This window comes from Paenibacillus qinlingensis (assembly GCF_013204845.1).
In the GTDB taxonomy this organism is placed as follows: Bacteria; Bacillota; Bacilli; order Paenibacillales; family NBRC-103111; genus Paenibacillus_E; species Paenibacillus_E qinlingensis.
Map to the genome: position 1 here is coordinate 559,633 of NZ_JABMKY010000001.1, position 17,502 is coordinate 577,134.

The 17,502-nt window shown below is 45.3% G+C and carries 21 protein-coding genes; 5 read left to right on the forward strand and 16 right to left on the reverse strand.

From position 1 onward, the window contains the following. The first annotated feature begins 27 nt into the window (after nucleotides 1–27). Entirely contained in the window at nucleotides 28–234 is a 207-nt protein-coding gene (locus HQN88_RS02780) for a DUF1657 domain-containing protein (protein ID WP_171635169.1), read from the forward strand. Between the two features lie 167 nt (nucleotides 235–401). Here HQN88_RS02780 and HQN88_RS02785 read toward each other — a convergent pair whose 3' ends face one another. From HQN88_RS02785 to HQN88_RS02825, 9 genes are all read right to left on the reverse strand, one after another. Next, nucleotides 402–542 carry an N-acetylmuramoyl-L-alanine amidase gene (locus HQN88_RS02785; protein ID WP_173108688.1) on the reverse strand — a complete coding sequence of 47 codons (141 nt, stop codon included), beginning with the start codon at nucleotides 540–542 and terminating at the stop codon, nucleotides 402–404. A gap of 29 nt (nucleotides 543–571) precedes the next feature. Next, entirely contained in the window at nucleotides 572–1,330 is a 759-nt protein-coding gene (locus HQN88_RS02790; RefSeq protein ID WP_173108689.1) for a C1 family peptidase, read from the reverse strand. A gap of 119 nt (nucleotides 1,331–1,449) precedes the next feature. Further along, a complete protein-coding gene (locus HQN88_RS02795; protein WP_173108690.1) occupies nucleotides 1,450–2,178 on the reverse strand; it encodes a DUF6081 family protein in 729 nt (242 codons plus the stop codon). Between the two features lie 33 nt (nucleotides 2,179–2,211). Continuing rightward, nucleotides 2,212–3,138 (reverse strand): prenyltransferase, encoded by a 927-nt coding sequence (locus HQN88_RS02800; protein ID WP_173108691.1) that lies wholly within the window; start codon nucleotides 3,136–3,138, stop codon nucleotides 2,212–2,214. A 174-nt stretch (nucleotides 3,139–3,312) separates the two neighbouring features. After that, the gene (locus tag HQN88_RS02805) at nucleotides 3,313–3,639 is read right to left on the reverse strand and encodes an L-rhamnose mutarotase (protein ID WP_173108692.1); all 327 of its coding nucleotides are present in this window, start codon (nucleotides 3,637–3,639) and stop codon (nucleotides 3,313–3,315) included. 51 nt (nucleotides 3,640–3,690) lie between these two features. Continuing rightward, nucleotides 3,691–4,008 (reverse strand): cupin domain-containing protein, encoded by a 318-nt coding sequence (locus HQN88_RS02810; RefSeq protein WP_057314467.1) that lies wholly within the window; start codon nucleotides 4,006–4,008, stop codon nucleotides 3,691–3,693. A 132-nt stretch (nucleotides 4,009–4,140) separates the two neighbouring features. Beyond that, nucleotides 4,141–5,646 (reverse strand): alpha-glucosidase/alpha-galactosidase, encoded by a 1,506-nt coding sequence (melA, locus tag HQN88_RS02815; protein ID WP_173108693.1) that lies wholly within the window; start codon nucleotides 5,644–5,646, stop codon nucleotides 4,141–4,143. A 106-nt stretch (nucleotides 5,647–5,752) separates the two neighbouring features. Beyond that, entirely contained in the window at nucleotides 5,753–6,664 is a 912-nt protein-coding gene (locus HQN88_RS02820; protein ID WP_173108694.1) for an AraC family transcriptional regulator, read from the reverse strand. A 104-nt stretch (nucleotides 6,665–6,768) separates the two neighbouring features. After that, entirely contained in the window at nucleotides 6,769–6,939 is a 171-nt protein-coding gene (locus HQN88_RS02825) for a hypothetical protein (RefSeq protein ID WP_173108695.1), read from the reverse strand. 202 nt (nucleotides 6,940–7,141) lie between these two features. Between HQN88_RS02825 and kduI the strand changes: the two genes are divergently transcribed. Genes kduI through HQN88_RS02845 form a run of 4 tightly spaced genes read left to right on the forward strand, consistent with a single transcriptional unit; the run spans nucleotide 7,142 to nucleotide 10,406 of the window. Continuing rightward, nucleotides 7,142–7,975, forward strand: a complete 834-nt coding sequence (kduI, locus tag HQN88_RS02830; RefSeq protein ID WP_173108696.1) for a 5-dehydro-4-deoxy-D-glucuronate isomerase — start codon at nucleotides 7,142–7,144, stop codon at nucleotides 7,973–7,975. A 34-nt stretch (nucleotides 7,976–8,009) separates the two neighbouring features. Further along, complete coding sequence (locus tag HQN88_RS02835) at nucleotides 8,010–8,765, forward strand: DeoR/GlpR family DNA-binding transcription regulator (protein WP_173108697.1); 756 nt, start codon at nucleotides 8,010–8,012, stop codon at nucleotides 8,763–8,765. A gap of 54 nt (nucleotides 8,766–8,819) precedes the next feature. Continuing rightward, a complete protein-coding gene (gene kduD, locus HQN88_RS02840) occupies nucleotides 8,820–9,572 on the forward strand; it encodes a 2-dehydro-3-deoxy-D-gluconate 5-dehydrogenase KduD (RefSeq protein WP_173108698.1) in 753 nt (250 codons plus the stop codon). Then, nucleotides 9,573–10,406: a sugar phosphate isomerase/epimerase family protein gene (locus tag HQN88_RS02845; protein ID WP_173108699.1), complete on the forward strand. Its 834-nt coding sequence runs from the start codon at nucleotides 9,573–9,575 to the stop codon at nucleotides 10,404–10,406. Between the two features lie 162 nt (nucleotides 10,407–10,568). Here the strand turns inward: HQN88_RS02845 and HQN88_RS02850 are convergent, their stop codons facing one another. From HQN88_RS02850 to HQN88_RS02880, 7 genes are all read right to left on the reverse strand, one after another. Beyond that, nucleotides 10,569–11,042, reverse strand: coding sequence for a GlcG/HbpS family heme-binding protein (locus HQN88_RS02850; RefSeq protein ID WP_173108700.1), 474 nt, complete (start codon nucleotides 11,040–11,042; stop codon nucleotides 10,569–10,571). 187 nt (nucleotides 11,043–11,229) lie between these two features. Continuing rightward, a complete protein-coding gene (locus HQN88_RS02855) occupies nucleotides 11,230–11,445 on the reverse strand; it encodes a hypothetical protein (RefSeq protein WP_173108701.1) in 216 nt (71 codons plus the stop codon). A gap of 469 nt (nucleotides 11,446–11,914) precedes the next feature. Beyond that, nucleotides 11,915–12,916, reverse strand: coding sequence for an LLM class flavin-dependent oxidoreductase (locus HQN88_RS02860; RefSeq protein WP_171635148.1), 1,002 nt, complete (start codon nucleotides 12,914–12,916; stop codon nucleotides 11,915–11,917). Nucleotides 12,917–13,006: 90 nt separating this feature from the next. Then, nucleotides 13,007–13,822: a carbohydrate ABC transporter permease gene (locus tag HQN88_RS02865; RefSeq protein ID WP_173108702.1), complete on the reverse strand. Its 816-nt coding sequence runs from the start codon at nucleotides 13,820–13,822 to the stop codon at nucleotides 13,007–13,009. 22 nt (nucleotides 13,823–13,844) lie between these two features. Next, nucleotides 13,845–14,720 carry a carbohydrate ABC transporter permease gene (locus HQN88_RS02870; protein WP_173108703.1) on the reverse strand — a complete coding sequence of 292 codons (876 nt, stop codon included), beginning with the start codon at nucleotides 14,718–14,720 and terminating at the stop codon, nucleotides 13,845–13,847. A gap of 1 nt (nucleotide 14,721) precedes the next feature. Further along, nucleotides 14,722–16,032 (reverse strand): ABC transporter substrate-binding protein, encoded by a 1,311-nt coding sequence (locus HQN88_RS02875; protein ID WP_173108704.1) that lies wholly within the window; start codon nucleotides 16,030–16,032, stop codon nucleotides 14,722–14,724. A gap of 21 nt (nucleotides 16,033–16,053) precedes the next feature. Beyond that, nucleotides 16,054–17,253 (reverse strand): LLM class flavin-dependent oxidoreductase, encoded by a 1,200-nt coding sequence (locus HQN88_RS02880; RefSeq protein ID WP_173108705.1) that lies wholly within the window; start codon nucleotides 17,251–17,253, stop codon nucleotides 16,054–16,056. Between the last annotated feature and the right edge of the window lie 249 nt (nucleotides 17,254–17,502).

Genomic DNA, 17,502 nt, shown 5'->3' on the forward strand with positions numbered 1-17,502 from the left:
TTATCAAAATTGAGGAGTGTATACGACATGACAGTAGCATCAGACGTTAAAACCACCTTGGCATCCTTAAAAAGTGCCCAAGCCAGTCTTGAAACCTTCGCCCTAAGTACACAAAATCAAGAGGCCAAGCAATTATACGAGACAGCTGCCCAATCGACTCAGCAAATCGTTGATCAAGTAGCCAATCGCGTCCAGCAGTTAGAAAATGAAGAGCCTCAGTACAAAGGTTTTTGAACGCGAAACAGCCGCTGCGTGAAATGCGCAGCGGCTGTTTTTTCTTTTTCATATGAATAAACAAAGAAATAGGATTAGCAATACAAATAATATGAGTATGAGCAATTTCAGTTGGTCTTTTGGCATGAGTGCTGTCCCTCGTTTCATTGATATTCCCTCCGTTACACTCATTGCGGCTGCTGTCCCGAAGCTTTCCTCACTTCATTTGCTAATCGATTAAATTCCTTCTGTGCTTCCGCATCTGAGGTCGCGAAATAGGCTGCTGATAAGAAAGCTATTATCTTGTTCGCATCTTCAACACTCATCATCACAATAGGCCTCCTCTAATAAAACAACTTTATTTACCAGTCCAATAATCAAAAGTTAGTGATTTATTTCTGAAAAAAGAATAAGGAATATAGCAATATCCTGCGTCTCCCCAAGCCGTTCCCCATGAATTTCGGGCGATAATAACGCCTTTTCCTTTTTCCTTACCATCCTTATAGCCAACTGCAAGCAGTGCATGACCGCCTAGTAGTCTTTCCTTTTTCCGATTCGGATAGGGGATTTTACCCGTCTTAGCAGCTGTCTTATTCTCAAATGAGGCATACAGCCAAATGCCAAATACATCAGGTGAGCCATCTGCAAGCGCAGCCTTCATCCCTGCTAAATCATGAATCCGATGATAGCCTTCAATGCGATAATATCTAGCAAGTGACTCCGCTTGATAATCCGGTGTTTCTTTAAAATTTGCAATCTTATACGGCCATACTTCCTCTGGACATACGCCAGTTTTCTGCAACACTTTCATACCATCGCGGATTGTCGCCCCTGCATCAAGCTCTACCGTATTTTCTAACTCACGTTCATGCCAGTAATGAAAAAGACGTGATAACCTCATTGGATTCTCTTCTTCGGATCGCAGCCAATACTCTCTCAGACCACTTACAATGGCATTCGACGTGCATGAACCTAAAGAACCTTGGTTGACAACGGGCGAAAGTTTACCCCGCAAATCGATTTGCCCCGGCAGTTGTGATTCCCGAATATAATTGACACTCCTGTATGTGAAATCACGAAAATCGCGAGGGTCTTGTTTGACTGTATATTTCCGCATACCTGTACCTCCTAAGAAGCCTAATCGCTGAGTACTCCAGTGTATTCACCCATAGGCAGGAGCGTGCAAAAAAGAGCCCGACTTCAGAAACGAAGTTCGAGCTCTTCATGTATGCCTTCTTATTCCGCTATTGTAACCGTCACAGGCGACCACTCGCCTATAATCGTCTGACCATGTAAGGAGACACTACCTTGCGGTGTCAAATCCTTCTCCGTCATCATGCCTAGGGCAACTGTGAAGCGATTGAATTTGATCGGTACATGCTTCTCACGTCGCACTTCCTCGCCATTCACATAGAAAATGACTTCGTCATTGCCGCGGTGATACGTAATTTTGTACGTGTTGAATTCTCGTGGTTGGAAATTCGTTTCCTCTTTGAAAATACAGAAGAATCGCGTTTTGTCCGTCTCTGGAACTTGTACGCCTGGAAATGGAAGTACGGCATATACACTCGCATATTTGTCGTTTCCAGCAAAGAAATCCAGCGCTGCCCCTGTTGTAAAATCAAGCAAATTCAAAGAGACAAAGCCATCATATAAATCGTTCGGCTCTGTGTTCTGCGTGCGAGCGCGGATTTGCAGCTCGAAGGAAATTTCTCCTTCTTCAGGTACCTCAACATCTTGAGCTGAATAATACATATGTTTGGCGTTATCTAGAAATTGTACATAGTCATTTTTGCGGCTAAGCGGTGCACGGGCATATAGAATGCCATTCCGAACAATAATCGTCGCATTCGGCTCTCTGAATTCCCAGAAGGAGCCATCTGGCATCGGGAATCCACCTATTTTCCAAACTTCACCCTCAGATAAGATGGTATGAAAATCACCTATTGTGAATTGTTTGCTCATCGCTTATGACCTCACTTTGTTGTGATATATTTTTTATTGAAAAATAGCTTTGACGACCAATGCGAGCATCATGATCAAACCGCCTCTTGTTGTTGCTTTTAGGGAAGCACCCATTAATGGCAGATAAGCGGGAGAAGGATTCTCTGACTTCAAATTACGATATACCCGATAAAATGGTACGGCTGTCACTAATGCAAGAAGGGCATAGTAAGGAAACACACCCATAACAACGCACAAAATCAATGCCAAGTAGGATAATACAAATAAAAATTTAGAAAATACGAGTGCTCGTTTCTCGCCCCAGACAACAACTAGCGTTCGCTTACCCGCACTTTGATCTGATTTCCAGTGAAGGAAATGATGATTAAATAGAATTAAAGTCGTCAATAAGCCGATTGGCAAAGATAGCAAAATAGGCCGATAATCTACCTGCATGGTCTGCACATAATAACTGCCTAAAGTAGGTAGTACACCAAACGAAAGTAATATCGCAATTTCACTATATCCTTTGCCGCGATAGCCAAATTTAATAGGCGGGGCCACATAGAAGTAGGCAATCAAAGCACCTAAACCTCCGAAAACAAGTACGAGCCAGCCGCTGCTAACGCTTAAGATAAGACCGCAAATAAGAGCTATAGCAAATAGTGACCATGTCAAAAAACTAAACGTTCGCTCTGATATGGTACCATTAGCAAGAAACCCTGAATTCGTCGAAATTGTTGAAGCAGTTTCCCTGGCTGCCGTATCAATGCCATTACGAAAATCCCATAAGTCATTAATCATATTCGAGAATAAGTGTGCAGCGATGGACCCAATGAAGGTTAAAATAAATAAGATCGGATGAAATGTATCGTTCCAAACGATTGCTCCTAATCCACCTAAAACGACAGGAATAACCATCACTGGAATAACCCGAAATCGTGATGCTTTCAATAATAATGTGAAGTTGAGGTTATTCATTTCTCACGTCCCTTTCAACGTACATTGCTCTGCTATTCATACTATCCCAATCCTAGTAGCACTTCAAGTAGGTTTCTATTCCCCAAGAACCACAGTATTCCAGCTCTGGTAAATAGTCCGAAAACAAAACAAGGATGCTAGAGTAATCTCTAGGCATCCTTGTTCTTATCTCACTTATTTTAGATAGAAAACCTCACGCATCGGCGTAATTGGAACAGCTTCACGGAAATCGAAGGATCCTACAACCATTTTGGAAGTAATGGCATTCCAGCGATTACATGCTTCACTCTCAGCGAGGTAGGCGAAAGCAGCCTCTACATCATCACACAAAAATACATAGAAAAACTGCGCGCCATTTTGAAAAATGGAGTAATCTCGGAATCCCGCTTTACTATGCTCCTCCATAATCTCTGGCCAAGGAGCCAAGTGCATCTTCACATATTCCTCAAGATCTTCTTCGCGAATCGTCCATGTCCAAGCAAATTTACCGCTATTTTGCATAAGGCTCAGCCCTTCCTTTATCGTTTATGGTAGAGTTGCGGACGCAACTGGTTATCGTTTCACCAAATCTTCGCGAATCGGTGTAAATACATCTAAGAGTGCTGAATCTTCCAATGCGGTAACACCATGCTTAGCACCACTTGGTATATAAATCGTTTGGCCTTGTTCAATAACTGTAACAACACCATCGATTGTGAATTCGATTTTGCCTTTCAAGCAATATGACATTTGCTCGTGAACATGACTGTGCTGATAGCCAATTGCTCCTGGTTCAAAGTGAACCTCCATCATCATTAAACCTACTTCTGCTTTCAAAATACAACGAGTCACGCCTGGTTCCGCAGCTTCCCATACGCCAATATTAGACATCTGACTTTCCCCTTTCGTAATAAAACGCTTCCAGCTCCAAATGAAAAAAGAAGGACCGCAAGCGGCCCTTCACTTACTCACTAATTATACCCGAAAAGAACCCATATGAACATACTTGAAAATAAACGAACCTCACGCCGTAGTCGTCGCGCGATCCTTCCCTTTGTCCGCTTCCCCTGCGTTCTTGTTGGCGGCTTCACGATCCTGCTGCATATCGGCGACTGTTTTCACCTTCACACGAGCAGCCCCTTCATAGTCACGCGTCGGAATGAGGTTTCCTGCTGCAAGACGCTGTTTGGCTTCAGCAATCGCTGCACCATATTGCGGTAACCACGCCTCTTGGGCAACTAGCATCTCGTCTACCATTTGCCAAATTTCCTTCGGATTGCAGACAGCTCCAACGAGTGGATCCATCATAAAGGCTTGACGCAACAGCTGATCATCCCCATGCACAGCCGCCTCTACAGCTAAACGCTGAACAGAAATGCTAACATTACACACCGCCGCTGGCCCCAATGGCAGATCACCAACATGCGGCATCGAGATACCATTACGATCGACATAGCCTGGCGCTTCAATAATCGCATCATCCGGCAAATTCGAGATCACACCTTTATTGACCAAATTGAAATGCCCACGATAGACGCGGCCTGTTTCTAATCCTTCGATAATATAAGAGCCATGCTCTTCACTTCGTTTCTCGCTCGCAAAGACGAATGCGGGATCTTTCATCCAGTTCGGAAAATCTGTCTCAAACCAACGTCGTCCCTCCGTGCACACACGTAAGTATCCGCCTGTTTCACCATTAATCCAAGACCCCATATCAATCCAATCCCCAATTTCACTTGCCCGTTTCCGATACCACGGAACATATTCACTCAAATGTCCATTGGACTCGGTGCTATAGTAGCCAAAGCGGCGCAGCATATCGATACGAACCTTCTCTGTTCGTGCATATTCGGCATGATTTTCAAATGCTTCTAATAAGCCTGCTGTCAAATCTTTCCCTTCATGTGAAGCTTGGATATACCAGGTTTGATGGTTAATGCCAGCACATATAATATCCACGTCTTTCTTATCCAAGCCATAAACATCTGCGATTTGATGATGGCCATGCTGGACACCGTGACAAAGTCCAATCGTACGTACACCGCCGTATTTATTACAAGCCCATGTCAACATCGCCATCGGGTTCGCGTAATTCAACAATGTGACATCTGGCGCAGCAACCTCGCGGATATCTTGGCAAATGCGAAGCATTTCAGATATGCCACGTTGACCGTACATGATGCCCCCTGCACACAATGTATCACCAACGCATTGATCCACACCATATTTCAAAGGAATGTCCACATCTGTTGCAAAAGCCTCTAGACCGCCTACACGTATTGTGCAAAGCACATACTTGGCCCCTTCCAATGCTTCCCTGCGATCCGTCGTCGCTTGAATCTGAATCGATAAGCCATTCTCATGAATGTCACGTTGACATAGCTCCGTCACCATCTCTAAATTGTGTGGGTTAATGTCTGTAAAAGCCACTTGGATATTATGAAATTCGGGTACAGCTAATAAATCTCTAAGTAGTCCACGTGTGAAACCAATACTGCCTGCGCCAATGAATGCTACCTTAAATGTCATATTTATCGCCCTCTCTATCACTTCGTCTATGCTTCACATTGTACCAAGCAAAGAGAGAAAACGTTATCAAATTTCTAACTACTTCACACCCCAATTGTCAAAAATCCTAACTTCCTTCCGGATACATATGCTTATGCGTATTCATCGATTTACGATAATCCGTAGGAGTTAAGTTCGTGTGCGCCTTGAATAACATATGAAAATATTGACGGCTGCCCACCCCGATATATTCAGAAATCTCTGCAATCGGAATGTCTGTTTCGAGCAGCAGCATTTGCGCTTTTTCCATTCTGATTTCCGTTAAGTACGTCATAAGGGTTTGTCCTGTCACCGTTTTGAAGATGCGCTGTAAGTAGCCAGGGTGTAAATTCACAGCCCCCGCTATCTCTTTCACTTGAATCTCGCGATCGTAATTTTGATGCATATAGTCCATGCTTTTCTTCACATACCATTCGCTTTGCACCACACTACTGCTTGCAGATTCACGTCGTAAACGAGCGATTCGGATCAACAGTTGTGCAATCAGCAGTTGAATCATGGACTCACTCTTGTCGGCAGGCTTGTCTAGTTCTAGCACCAAACTTTTCATCACATGATACACTTCATCTGGATCACGCAGCACTAAGTAAGCGGTCTGAACTTCCAATAATGAGTTCAGTTGTACCTCTTCAGCGGCAAGCTGTTGTAAGGATGGCATCACGCCACGATGAGGAGTAAACCGAAATTCCACATTGAGCATCCGACACGGCTCATCATCTTCGACAATAAGTCGATGGGCAATATTGGCATTAAGAAGAATGAACTCCCCTTTTTTCAATCTAACTCGTTCAGTTCGGGTTGGGGAAAGCTGTATCTCTATCTCACAAAAGCCATGTATGGTATACATGATCTCCGTCGCATCATGTCGGTGAAAGGGCATATGAAAGCCTTGCCATTGTTTAAAATAATAAGCAACCACCTGTGGATGACAGGGGTGATCCGGTAACAACGCAGGAAATAATTTTGTCGATTGAGGCATTGGGGAATCCTTTCCATCTGTTCATATGGTGTACATATGGTCATTGTACTCCCCTGCCTTCAAAAAGAAAATCCCTTCCAATGGAAGGGATTCTTCTACATCATTTAGTCTCGATCTGTGTAATCATCATCCGAAAACGGATGACTTATATTATCCATAATTTCTGCAACTGCATCACTTAACATATCTGTCGGTGTTGTATCTTCTTCCTCTGGCCGCGTTGGGATTGTATCATTGCAGACATGATCGAAATAGTGACTTTTGTCCATCGACATGTGTCACCTCCTTCTTAACTTCCTAATAAACTGTCCTCGTTTGCTTGTTTTGTACACTTTCCGCTTACTTTATTCACATCTTCCCTAATTTCCACAATATCGCACGCAAGATCTCCTTGCCTAAATGAACGATATGAAGTAAATTAAACCTATATGAACGTATATCAACACAAATAAACCAACTCTAAGGAGAGATTAATCCATGGATATCCGCTATGCATCACACCCGAATGAAGTTAAACAATTTGATACTGAACGTTTACAAACTGAATTTCAAATTCAATCGTTATTTACTGAAAACCAAGTGACATTAGTTTACTCTCACGTTGACCGTTTTATTATTGGCGGAGTTTTACCTACAACTGAAACGCTTAAATTAGAAGCTGACACGAAAGAAATGGCTGCTGACTACTTCTTAGAGCGCCGCGAAATCGGTATTATCAACGTTGGAGCAAGAGGTACAATCACTGTTGATGGTACAGCGTACACAATGGACTCCAAAGACTGTATTTACATCGGACTTGGCTCCAAAGAAATTTCCTTCGCAAGTGATGATGCAGCGAACCCAGCGAAGTTCTATTTCAACTCCACACCAGCGCACACAACGTACCCGACTGTAAAAGTAGCGATTAGCGAAGCGACTCCTGCTCACCTAGGCAGCATCAATACTTCCAATGAGCGTACGATTTATAAATACATCCACTTGGATGGCATTCAAAGCTGTCAACTTGTTATGGGTATGACATTATTGAAGCCAGGCAACATGTGGAATACAATGCCGACTCATACGCACAACCGTCGTTCCGAGGTTTATTTCTATTTTGACATGCCAGAAGATGCTGTTGTCTTCCACATGATGGGTGAGCCGCAACAAACGCGTCACGTTGTTATGCGCAATGAGCAAGCTGTCATCTCACCAAGTTGGTCCATTCACAGCGGTGTTGGTACGAACAACTACACATTCATTTGGGGTATGGCTGGCGAGAATCAAATGTTCAACGATATGGACGCAGTTGCTATGCAAGATCTAAAATAATCGGTAATCCCATTAGAAGAACGGATGAAACCCGATGAATCCTTTACGTAGATATGAAACGATCATGGAAGTTTTACTCGCTCAGAAAGAAGTCACCGTGAATGAGCTAAGTGAACGTCTAGAAGTAACAGGAAAAACCATTCGCGAGGATTTAGCCAAGCTTGAAGAAAAAGGGCTGCTTATCCGCATTCATGGCGGTGCTATGCTAGCTCAAAGCGATCAGTTAGGCATTCTCTCTGCGAAAGAACCGAATATCAAGCATGCGGACAAAAAATCAGAGATTGCCTCTCTCGCACTCCGATACATCCAACCTCGCGATATTATCGCATTGGATGGCGGCTCGACAACGCTTGAAATTGCTAGGCGGCTGGATAATCAGCCGCTTACGGTTGTAACTAACGATCTATATATCATCTCAGAGCTTGTCCATAAGGATGAAATTCGGCTAGTTGTGCCAGGCGGTTATCGTCTGCGCAACATGCTTGCCGGTCCAGAAGCCGTAGACTATGTGCGAAGTCTCAACATACAGAAATCCTTCATTTCTGCTACTGGGGTACATCTGCAGCATGGTTTTACGATTTACACGAATGATCTAGTTGAATATAAACGTGCCTTAATCAGCTCCAGCGCAACCGTCTATGGGGTTATCGATCATTTCAAATTCGGACAATGTGCGTTGCGAACTTTCGCTTCCCTTTCTGAAGTGGCTATGATTTTAACCGATAGCGGGTTGACGGAAGCGACGGCCCGACAGTTCCGCGAAACGGGCATCCAGATCGAAACACTTTAAACGCAAATTGCAAAGTTGAAACCTAACATTTCTTTTTGGGAAAAGGAGTACGTCATGACACTTTTTAATCTATCGGGAAAAACAGCATTCGTTACAGGCGCTTCAGGCGGCCTAGGCCAAGCTATGGCGATCGGACTTGCAGAAGCAGGCGCGAACGTCATCGCGGTTTCCTCTTCTGAAAGCGTTCAAACCGTTGAAGCGATCCGCGCATTAGGCGGCAAAGCAGAGCTTATCGCTGCTGATCTAAGCAATGAAGACATCCTTGAGGATGTCGTTGCTAGAGCGATTGGCATTTACGGCAGCATCGATATCCTAGTAAATAACGCGGGTATTATCCGTCGTACTCCAGCCGTTGACCATGCGCGTCAAGATTGGCACGATGTGATTGATCTGAACTTGAACTCGGCATTCTTCTTGTGTCAGTTGATTGGTCGTCATATGATCGAGCGCGGCAGCGGTAAAATCGTGAATATCGCTTCCATGCTGACGTACCAAGGCGGAATCAACGTACCAGGATACACGGCAAGTAAGCACGCGATTGCTGGTGTGACGAAAGCTTTAGCGAACGAGTGGGCTGGAAAAGGCATCCAAATCAATGCCATTGCCCCAGGTTATATGACAACGAATAACACAGCGCCTATTCTCAAAGATGAGAAGCGTACAGCTTCTATCACAGAGCGTATTCCAGCTGGCCGTTGGGGTTCACCGGAAGATTTGAAAGGCCCTGTTGTTTTCTTGTCTTCGAATGCTTCCGATTATATGAACGGACACGTGCTATGTGTGGACGGCGGATGGATGGCTAGATAGATGGGCATCGGGACACTCGCTCATACCGTCGGCCATCTGCCCTTGAAGGAATTGACCGCAAAATTAAGCGGACGAGGCATCGACTTCGTTCAATTAGCACTCAGTAAAGCGATTAGCGACTATGATTTAAGCCTCGGGAAATTAAGTCCGGCTCTTGCCAATCATATTGGCGAGCAATTTCATCGCGCAGGCGTGCGGATTGGCGTGCTCGGATGTTACATCAATCCCATTCATCCCGATCCGCAGCAGCGTCGTTATGAGATCGATAGATTCAAAGAGCATTTGCGATACGCCCGTGATTTTGGAACGTCCATTGTGGCAACCGAAACAGGAGATCTAACAACGTATCTTGCGGAGGATGCTAACGGGTATGAGGCCAAAGGATGGTCGATCCTGAAGCAAACAGTTGAGGAATTAGCAGAAGAGGCCGATCGTTGGGGTGTTCATATCGGATTAGAACCGGTTGTCACACATACGCTATCGAGTACTGAGAAAATGGCTCGAATTCTGGAAGAAGTGCCTTCTAGCACGTTAGGCGTCGTTTTCGATCCCGTTAATTTAATTCCGCCGACTGTGGTTGAACCGCAAGATCAAGTAACTTTCTTGGATCATGCCTTCGCAACTTTTGGCAGCCGAATTGTACTGACTCATCTGAAGGATTACGTAGTGAACAATGGTCAAAAGAATGAAATTGCGTCCGGTAAAGGCATATTCGAGACAGCAGCTTTTTTAAACAAGCTACACTCGCATAAACCTGGTGTCGACATTTCATTAGAGCGACTCGAAAATCATACGATCGAAGAAGCTTTCTCGTACGTCAGAGGCTTACTGTAAGAAAGAACCCCGATTTCTCTCTAAGGAGAGATGTCGGGGTTTTCTTACTATATAAATATTGATAAGTTTCCGTTACTCGGAAGAACAAATTCGTATTGGCGATAAAAACCGCCTTTCAATCGCAGTCGCTCATCCTCGAAGATCCTCGATAGAAAGTTTTTCTCATTTCTTAATATCAGGATGCGTAAGGACTTCGTATTGGTCACCTAAGTGATGCTGCAACGCCTTTAAGGTCGCCACTCCTACGAGAATATCCTCCTCGCCAGCTCCTCCGCTCACGCCAACCCCGCCAATGACTTGCCCGTTGACCACGATGGGAAATCCGCCTACGAAAATCGCAAACTTCCCCGGCATCATGGCATGAATGCCAAACGCTTCCCCATGGATCGTCGCTGGCCCGCCAGGCTGATTAAACAAGTGTGTCGAACGTCTATGCCCACTAGCCGTAAAAGCTTTTGCCATCGCCAGCTCAGGGCTCGTGTTGCGTGCCCCGTCCATCCGCTCTAAGGCTAGCAAATAACCGCCTTCGTCGACGATACAAATTGTTTCTGCCGCTTGAGCTTCCTCGGCGGCTTGAACTCCAGCAGCAATCATCACCTTCGCTTCCTCAATTTCTAGCTTCAAGACGGATCTCATGATGCATAGCCTCCTTTGTCGAACCTTATCCGCTTGGTACATCACATTCTCACCTTCGGCACATTTTCCATTTATATGAGGTTTTAGGCGGAAAAAGTCGTATGAGTGACTAGCTAACAAGAATTTTGGCGCAAAAAAAGCCCACACAATCTCCAGTGATGGAGACTAGTTAGGCTTGTCGCGATTATTATTTATTCGGCTGTTGCGCGCGAGCTGGTCGGGTTGGACGTTCTACCCAGTTCTCACGGCTCATGCGTTTCACTTGATTAATCGGATTAGATAGATCGATCACTTCCGCTTGAAAAGGCTGCTCTGCTGCAAGTTTCTCTTTGTAACTTGTCCCAGGTGCAGGCCCGCCTCCACCATTCCGTTTTCCTTTGTTCCATACGCGATTCTTACTCATGCCACCACTCCACCGTTTTTTGTTTAAGTGTAATGGCAGTTACCAAAAAACGCAAATGTGGTTTTTCAGTATGGTGCTGGTTGGATGGGTAGATTACCTATCGCCTATGTGTCAACTTCCTCCCCACTACCACACAGCTACCTTCCTTCTACCACTAAATTCGCAAAATAAATGGAAAATATGCAGCTAATTTCACGCAATATCGCTGATTAAAGAGATTAACTGGAAAACCTACAGCTGATTTTCACCGATTGGCTAAAATCAAACCAAATCACTGAAATTAGCAACATGAAATCCAGTTATTTCGTGTTTTCAAGCAAATTTGGCCAATTCAAATGTACTTTTTCCAGTTAATGCCGCGAGTGATGGTAGGACATGGTCCGAGTGAATAGGCGAGCCCCGTTCGATACGGGAAGTTCGTTTGATTTGACAAGCGCAACCGACAAGAGGAGCGCAAGCTCCCCTTTCTCTACAGATCGAATGCCTTCGCCAACAAGCGATATGAATGCAAGCGCGCTTCGATGTTATGAATCGGCGAGACGACCATGATTTCATCCGCTTGGTAAGCTTCATTCAATTTCAAGATCTCTTCTTTCACTTGCTTCGGCGTGCCAACAATCCGTCTGTGGCGTCCATTGCGAATCATGGCATAGTCATTCTCCGTATAAGGGTAATTGAGCGCCGTATTCACAGATGGGAATGATGGAAGCAGCATCCCGCGACCTAAAGACAAGAAGAACAAGTCTGTGCTAAGCGCCAGTTGATTCGCTTCTTCTTCCGTATCAGCACAGATGACCAACACAGCTGCTAGGGAGTGTGGTTTCTCATTCAGGATTGAAGGTGTGAAATGCTCGCGATAGATACGCAGGGCTTGCTCACAATCCGCGTTACCAAAAAATTGTGCGAAACCGAAAGCAGCCCCCTGATCAGCAGCAATTCTTGCGCTGTCATAGGAAGATCCGAGCAACCATATTTCTGGAGCCGTTGAGATAATTGGCGATGCATGAAGTGCAGCGAACCTATGCCCCGCTGGTAGTGAATCATATAAATAACCCGTCAAATCAGCGATTTGCTGCGGGTATTGGTCAACACCTGTATATTTGCCCTCTTGCAGCGCACGCGTGGAAATTGGCATACCGCCTGGTGCACGGCCAAGCCCAACATCAATACGTCCGGGATGAAGCGCCTCTAACAACCGGAAGTTTTCAGCAACTTTATATGCGCTATAATGCGGCATCATGATGCCTCCAGAGCCTAGTCGGATGCGCTCAGTTTTGGCAGCCAAATGAGCAATCAGAACCTCTGGACTTGAATGCGCCAAGGCTTGTGAAGCATGATGTTCCGACACCCAGAAGCGGCTGTAACCAATGCGATCTGCTTCTTGTGCGAGTTCAGTCGTCTCAGCCAACGTCTGCGCGGCATTACGACCTTCTCCAATTTGCGATTGATCCAATATACTTAGTTTCAACACAAGTAATCACCTCCATCTAACTGTAACACAAAAAAGAACAGAATGCCAAAAACAGCCGTGACACATCACGACTGTATCATTTCTTGCCTTTTACCCCTTCAAAGATCCCGCCATGACCCCTGCTACGAAATACCTCTGTAAGAATAAGAACATCACTACCATTGGTATTGCCGTAATAACAACTCCTGTAAGGAGCATGGGATAGTCGGTCACATATTCGCCTCGGAACTGCAGCATAGCTAGCGGAAGCGTTAATTTGGATTTGCTATTGATAAGCAGCATGGGGATTAACAAATCATTCCATACCATCACGAACAGGAAAGTTGCCGTTGCCGCTAAGGAAGGTGCAGATAAGGGCAAAGCGATACGTGCATATAGTTTCCACTCACTAGCCCCATCTATACTCCCTGCTTCCAAAATTTCTTTATTTAGTACCTGCATAAAGCCCTTCAACATGAAAACGGTCAATGGCATGAGCATTGCAACAGAGACAAGTACTAATCCATACAAATGATCTGACCAGCCTAGTTTATGTGTAAGTGAGTAGATCGGCAGCATATTGACTTGTGATGGAACAATGAGTCCAGCAATAAACAAGCCGAAGATGATCTTAGCTATGATTCCCCCAAAGCGAAATAACGCATAGGCGATCAAACTTCCGAGTGCAAGTTCAATAATAACCGTGCCGAGGGTCACTTCCACGCTGTTGAAGAAGTATTTCCACATCGTTTGTCCTTTGAAAATGCCACTAAAATTTCCAAACGTGAATGGCTTCGGCCAGCCGAGAGGCGAGGCGAAGAAGCGCTGTGTCGTTTTGAAGGAAGAGACGACTACAAAATATAAAGGTGCTGTTATCAATACTGCATACAGCAGTAAGATAACACGACCGAACCATTTCATCCCCATAATTGCTAGTACCTCATTGGATTTAGTAGGAAACACGATCCGCTCGCAGCGCCTTGAACTGCAGGATCGTTAACACAGATAACAAGATCAGAAATAAAACAGAACCCGCAGATGCCATGCCGAACGAGTAGTTCGCAAAAGCGGTGTGATAAATATAGGTGGTCAAAATTTCCGTTGCATAATTGGGTCCACCGTCTGTCATTGTAAAAATGAGATCAAATGCTTTGAACGATTGAATCGTTGTATATGCAATAACTATAGTTGCTGAAGGCGCTAAAAGCGGCCATGTTACCTTACGAAACACCTGAAATTTGTTGCCTCCATCGATCTTCGCAGCCTCGTAGAGCTCTTCTGGGATCGCATGCAGCCCCGCCACAAACACAATCATCATTTGCCCAGCATGAGCCCAAACTTGCACGCCAGCAATGGAAAATAGCGCTATTTTTACCCCGCCAATCCAGTTCTGACCATAAGCCCCCAAGCCCACTTCCTTCAATAAGGAATTGATAAGACCAAGCGATGGATCATACATAAACGACCAGATCAACCCTACCGCAACAGATGATAAGATTGTCGGGAAAAAGTAAAGAGCTCGAAGGAATACGTGAATCTTCGTATTTTTTACTAATAGCAGTGCAAGAGCAAGTGAAAGCACCGTCTGTGCAATCACAACCGCAAGCATGAACTTCGTGTTATTCCATAGCGCTTTTTGGAACACGATATTATGCAAAGTTTTGGCGTAATTGTTCAGACCAACAAGCTGATAGGACGGCGAGATGCCGTCCCAGTCAGTGAAGGAATAAAACAATCCGTATAGTGTCGGCACCATGAACAGAGCTAGATAAAGCAGCGTACCTGGCAAAAGGAACAACCATAAGACGGATCGATTATGGCTCATCTTATTTCACGAGATGCTGATCGATAATCGCTTGCGCTTCTTTCGCTGCATCTTGTGGCGATTTACCGCTTAGCACGGCTTGAATGGAGTTTGTGACCGCTTTTTGATTATCCGCATTGGTAATGCTAAAGCGCGGTTGGAACAATGTTTTCCTAGTTGACCATTCCGTCGCCACTTGTAATTCAGGCGTTGTGTATTGTACATCTTTCACCGTGACATTCTGCCCGGTTTCATTCGCATAGGTCGCTGCTATCTCTTTTTTGCTCAAAAACTCAATGAATTTCTTCGCCTCTGCAGGATGCTTCGATTTGCTATTCACCGCTAACATAAACGTACTTGTGTGTACGCCCTCGAATTTCGCTTGATCAGCTGAGACGGTAATCGGAGCCAAAAGTTTTTGCTCAAGGTTTGGATTTTGCTTTTTATTTTGAGCCAATTGATAGGAACCGCTGGCAAGAATCGCTGCTTTTTCCTGAATGAACAACGCACCAGCAGCTGCATCTTTTGTACCAAGCGCATCTTGTTGCAAGTAGCCTTTGTCATTCAATTCTTTGAATTGTGTCAAGGTTTTCACCCAGAACTCATCGGTTAATTTCGCTTGGCCCGCTTCTACTTTCGTGAAAATATCTGTACTCGGTTGATTATTCATCACCATGGTGTTCATGAATTGTCCCGGCCCAATATCCGCTCCTGCAAACGCAATTGGGATAATACCGTTCTTTTTCAACGTCTCGCAAAGAGCCAAGAAACCAGCCCAATCCTTCGGAGGCGTTAAATTAAACTTTTGAAACAATTTCACGTTGTAAATCGGATCGTTATAAACGAGCTGGTACGGAACAGCTACCTGTTTGCCGTCTTTTTTACCAACTTGAATGAGCGTGTCATTAAAATTACTTAGAAACTTCTCGCCGGATAGATCGGAGAATACGCCTGCTTTAGCCAACGCTTCGAACTGTGCACCAGGGAACGATGTGAACACGTCTCCGACAGAACCATCCCCCAGCTTCGCTTGGGCTGTGGATTGATATTGCTCGGATGGCATGGTTTGCATTTCGACTTTGATGTTCGGGTTCTCCGCTTGGAACTTCGCAATAATGCCATTAAGCGAGTTCACATCCTCCCCGCGCCAGTGTAGGAAGGAGATCGTGACAGGCTTTGCGGACGCTGTAGCGGCTGCCGTACTCGGTGCTGTAGAAGCCGTTGATGCCGCTGGGCTCGCCCCTGTAGATGAGGAGGAACCGCATGCTGTCAGCAAGGAAACGATAGAAAGTGAGGCAACAAGGAAACTGTATTTTAGTTTAGATTTACGCATGGATAGGACCCTCCTAATTGGTTAAATAGTTGTGGTGGATTGTGCTTCTTGCAAGGCAAGCTTTTGTTGCCATTTCTCTCTAAAAAGTGGAAGCGCAGCCTGTCCGAAGGTTTCTGCCTCTTCTAAATGTGGGTAACCCGATAGAATAAAAGATGAGATGCCGAGCTCCGCATATTCGACCAAACGATCTGCTACTTGATCGGCTGTGCCGACAATGAGAATGGCTCCACCCGAGCGAACGAGCGATAAACCTGTCCACAAGTTCGGCCCAACGACGAATTGTTGGTTCTTGGAGAGCTCACGAAGATCGTTTTGACGCTGTTGATTCGTTGCATCTGTTTTGGCGAAAGCTTGCTGCGCTTGCTCGATAGCTTCCGGTGATACCTTGGAAATACTCTCCCAAGCCGCGGCCCAAGCTTCTTCCTCGGTATCTCGCACTAATACTTGTGCACGAAGTCCGTAACGAAGGGGACGATCTATTCCTGTTTCTTCGCGATACTCGGCGCGCACCGTTTCGATTTCAATCATTTGCTCGCGTATCCAATCGTGCGGTTCTCCCCACATGAGGTAGGTATCGGCAACTTCTACAGCCAATCTTTTGGCAACAGGCGAGCTCCCTCCTAGATAAAACGGCGGATGCGGCTTCTGCACCGTGAACGGCGAGCTAACGGGACGATTGAACTGGTAGTACTTCCCTTGATAGAGCTTCTTCTCTTTGGCGGGTTCGTCTTTGGTTGTGTCCGCAAACTCGGAAGCTGAAAGGACATCCGTTTCTGTCCACGCTTGCTGCATAACCTCTACGTATTCTTTTGCCCTCTCGTATCGTTCGTCGTGTGCATGAGCAAGCGGATCCCCCAGCTCTTCCAGATCCTGCACGGAGCTGCCGGTTACGACGTTAATCATCGCGCGGCCCCCTGATAGAACATCCAAGGCTGCGCCCATTCGAGCTGCCAATACCGGAGCTACGAGTCCCGGTCTAACCGCAACCAGCGGTCTCAACGTCGTCGTGTGACTCATAACGGCAGATCCTACAACCCAGGCATCCAAGCAGGCACCGCCAGTTGGAATAAGTACAAATTCAAAGCCCGATTTCTCGGCTGTTTGTGCAACTTGAATCAAGTAGTCTAATGTCGCTTCTCTTTCAGGGGCAACGCCTACATACTTGCCGTCACCAGAGGTTGGCAGGAACCAACCAAATTCGATTTCTTTATGTTGTGTCATCTCAGGCTCTCCTGTCGATTAGATGGAATTGTGTAAACGATGCAATGCGCGCTCATTGCCTTCTCCAGTGATCCGGTAGATAGGATCTATATCCTATAAAAAAGGTAGGAATAGAATGTATTAGTATCATATCAGCGGTTGCAACCTAGGGTCAATGTCAATTCGTGTTATTTTTCATTTGTCATTTTGTGGGTTATAAGATATTAGAAACATTGTCATTATCCCGATTAAGCATTACTATGAGAAGAA

What these genes read in the sequence shown, in the direction of transcription:
- HQN88_RS02865 (WP_173108702.1), bottom strand. Translation starts at nt 13,822, where the DNA reads ATGGGGATGAAATGGTTCGGTCGTGTTATCTTACTGCTGTATGCAGTA.
- HQN88_RS02845 (WP_173108699.1), top strand. Translation starts at nt 9,573, where the DNA reads ATGGGCATCGGGACACTCGCTCATACCGTCGGCCATCTGCCCTTGAAG.
- HQN88_RS02855 (WP_173108701.1), bottom strand. Translation starts at nt 11,445, where the DNA reads ATGAGTAAGAATCGCGTATGGAACAAAGGAAAACGGAATGGTGGAGGC.
- HQN88_RS02850 (WP_173108700.1), bottom strand. Translation starts at nt 11,042, where the DNA reads ATGAGATCCGTCTTGAAGCTAGAAATTGAGGAAGCGAAGGTGATGATT.
- HQN88_RS02810 (WP_057314467.1), bottom strand. Translation starts at nt 4,008, where the DNA reads ATGTCTAATATTGGCGTATGGGAAGCTGCGGAACCAGGCGTGACTCGT.
- HQN88_RS02785 (WP_173108688.1), bottom strand. Translation starts at nt 542, where the DNA reads ATGATGAGTGTTGAAGATGCGAACAAGATAATAGCTTTCTTATCAGCA.
- HQN88_RS02870 (WP_173108703.1), bottom strand. Translation starts at nt 14,720, where the DNA reads ATGAGCCATAATCGATCCGTCTTATGGTTGTTCCTTTTGCCAGGTACG.
- HQN88_RS02880 (WP_173108705.1), bottom strand. Translation starts at nt 17,253, where the DNA reads ATGACACAACATAAAGAAATCGAATTTGGTTGGTTCCTGCCAACCTCT.
- HQN88_RS02805 (WP_173108692.1), bottom strand. Translation starts at nt 3,639, where the DNA reads ATGCAAAATAGCGGTAAATTTGCTTGGACATGGACGATTCGCGAAGAA.
- kduI (WP_173108696.1), top strand. Translation starts at nt 7,142, where the DNA reads ATGGATATCCGCTATGCATCACACCCGAATGAAGTTAAACAATTTGAT.
- HQN88_RS02820 (WP_173108694.1), bottom strand. Translation starts at nt 6,664, where the DNA reads ATGCCTCAATCGACAAAATTATTTCCTGCGTTGTTACCGGATCACCCC.
- melA (WP_173108693.1), bottom strand. Translation starts at nt 5,646, where the DNA reads ATGACATTTAAGGTAGCATTCATTGGCGCAGGCAGTATTGGTTTCACA.
- HQN88_RS02825 (WP_173108695.1), bottom strand. Translation starts at nt 6,939, where the DNA reads ATGTCGATGGACAAAAGTCACTATTTCGATCATGTCTGCAATGATACA.
- HQN88_RS02790 (WP_173108689.1), bottom strand. Translation starts at nt 1,330, where the DNA reads ATGCGGAAATATACAGTCAAACAAGACCCTCGCGATTTTCGTGATTTC.
- HQN88_RS02800 (WP_173108691.1), bottom strand. Translation starts at nt 3,138, where the DNA reads ATGAATAACCTCAACTTCACATTATTATTGAAAGCATCACGATTTCGG.
- HQN88_RS02795 (WP_173108690.1), bottom strand. Translation starts at nt 2,178, where the DNA reads ATGAGCAAACAATTCACAATAGGTGATTTTCATACCATCTTATCTGAG.
- HQN88_RS02835 (WP_173108697.1), top strand. Translation starts at nt 8,010, where the DNA reads ATGAATCCTTTACGTAGATATGAAACGATCATGGAAGTTTTACTCGCT.
- HQN88_RS02780 (WP_171635169.1), top strand. Translation starts at nt 28, where the DNA reads ATGACAGTAGCATCAGACGTTAAAACCACCTTGGCATCCTTAAAAAGT.
- kduD (WP_173108698.1), top strand. Translation starts at nt 8,820, where the DNA reads ATGACACTTTTTAATCTATCGGGAAAAACAGCATTCGTTACAGGCGCT.
- HQN88_RS02875 (WP_173108704.1), bottom strand. Translation starts at nt 16,032, where the DNA reads ATGCGTAAATCTAAACTAAAATACAGTTTCCTTGTTGCCTCACTTTCT.